The organism is Dietzia cercidiphylli (assembly GCF_014145145.1).
Lineage (GTDB): Bacteria > Actinomycetota > Actinomycetes > Mycobacteriales > Mycobacteriaceae > Dietzia > Dietzia natronolimnaea.
The window spans coordinates 1-1887 of sequence record NZ_JAALEA010000293.1 but is presented as its reverse complement, the minus strand read 5'-3'; the positions used below and the strand labels follow the sequence as shown (position 1 = coordinate 1887).

At 71.0% G+C, this 1887-nt stretch carries 2 protein-coding genes; both read right to left on the bottom strand.

Annotated elements, in window-relative coordinates; translation table 11 throughout:
• Positions 1 to 52 precede the first annotated feature (52 nt).
• Positions 53 to 1162, bottom strand: coding sequence for an endolytic transglycosylase MltG (locus tag G6028_RS10990; RefSeq protein ID WP_338404202.1), 1110 nt, complete (start codon positions 1160 to 1162; stop codon positions 53 to 55).
• Between the two features lie 155 nt (positions 1163 to 1317).
• Positions 1318 to 1791, bottom strand: coding sequence for a Holliday junction resolvase RuvX (gene ruvX, locus G6028_RS10985; protein WP_182658861.1), 474 nt, complete (start codon positions 1789 to 1791; stop codon positions 1318 to 1320).
• Positions 1792 to 1887 lie beyond the last annotated feature (96 nt).

The window sequence follows — 1887 nt, the reverse complement described above, 5'->3', positions numbered from 1 at the left end:
ACCCGAACCCGCGCCACCCGGACCAGCGCCGGCCGGACCGGCGCCCGCGGTGCTAACGCCCACTGGACAGGACCCCGTTGGCTATCGCCTCGCTCTGGTACCGCTCGTGCTCCGGGTACTCGTCGGCGAAGCGGGTGGTGCCCTGCATGTCGACGGTGACGAAGTACTTCCACCGGCCCTCGGCAGGGTTCTCCATCGCCCGGAGTGCGTCGAGCCCGGGAGATCCGATCGGACCGTAGGGCAGTCCGTCCATGGCGTAGGTGTTCCACGGCGTGACCGCCGCACGATCGGCGTCGGTGGTGGCGATCTCCTGGTCGGCGAGGGCGTAGTTGACCGTCGAGTCGAACTGGAGGCGCATCGGCTCGTCGAGCCGGTTGAGGATCACCCGGGCGATCTTGTCGAAGTCCTCCAGCGTGCCCTCCTTCTCCACCAGGGACGCCGCGGTGACCACCTGGTACGGCGTCAACCCGATCCGCTCGGCCGAGGGGACGAGACCGGTGGCGTCGTAGGCGTCGGTCGACGAGTCGATCAGCTGCCGCAGGATCTCCAGGGGCTCCGACTGCGGGCTGACGTTGTGGACCCCGGGCGCGATCAGGCCCTCGAGACGTCGAACCGGGTCCGGGGCGCCCCGGACCTCGTTGATCGCCCAGTCGGGCACCCCGAGTTCGGTGGGGTCGGCCTGCACGGCCGCGTCGACGATCTCCTGCGGCTGGCGGCAGGTGGGTGGGGCCTCGGGGTCGTCCAGGTCCCGGAGACAGGTCGCGTCCGCGATCAGGGTGAAGATGCCCTTCTCGGTACCGCCGCCGACGACCACGGTGTCGAGCAGCCGCCCGCCGGGCTTGACGTCCATGAAACCGACCCTGTTCCGGGGATCGGCCAGGGCCTCCACCGCCGACGCGGCGCTCATCTCCTCCCGGACCTGGTAGTACCCCGGCTGAATGCCCTCGACCGACGTCCCGGCCGCCGCTCCCGTGAAGGCCCGGGTGCTGGCCACGGTGCCGATGTCGTACAGGCGGTCACCGACGACGCCCAGGGTGTCCCCGGGCTCGACGTGCAACAGGGCGTTGCCGGAGCCCTCGCCCTCGAAATCGGGTGCCGCGGAGACCTCGTTGCCCGTGTTGCGATAAACCATCACGGCGAAGGCCAGGACAACCCCGACCACGGCCGCAAGGAGTATGAACCGGGTGGTGCCACTTGTTCGTGAGCGTCCTCGTGCCGCAGACATCGTGCTCCTTAGCCAGGGGTTCTGGGAGCTGCCCGCCGGACAGCATCGTGCTTGACGGGCAGTTTATCCAGCCGCGCCGGTCGACACGCCCATCATCGGCGGGCGCGCCGTGAGTCGAGCCATGCCTGCAGGAGCACCACCGCGGCGGCCTGGTCGATCACGCCCCGCTGCTGTCGGGTGTTCCTGCCCGCGCCGTGGAGGGCCGCCCCGGCCGTCACGGTCGTGAGTCGTTCGTCCACGAACTCGACGTCGAGGTCGGGCGAGGCGGTGGAGAGCGCCCCCACGAACGACCGCGCCATCGCCGTGGAGGCGGTGTCCCGACCCTTCAGTGAGGTGGGCAGCCCCACGATCACGCCGACGGCGTCGTACTCCTCGACGAGGTCCCCCAGGCGTCCCAACTCCGACGTCCACTCGGGATCACCGCTGGTGACGCGGATCGTCTCGACAGGTGTCGCGAGGATCCCGTCGGGATCGCAGGAGGCGACCCCGATCCGTGCCGTCCCCACGTCCAGGCCGAGCCGCCGACCACGGGTCCACCCGTGGACGTCGGGGTCCGGTCCCGTCACCCGGCATCCCGCACGGCGGCGCGCAGCGCGGACACGGCCGCGTCGATCCCGGACGGATCGGTGCCCGCCCCCTGCGCCATGTCCGGCTTGCCGCCG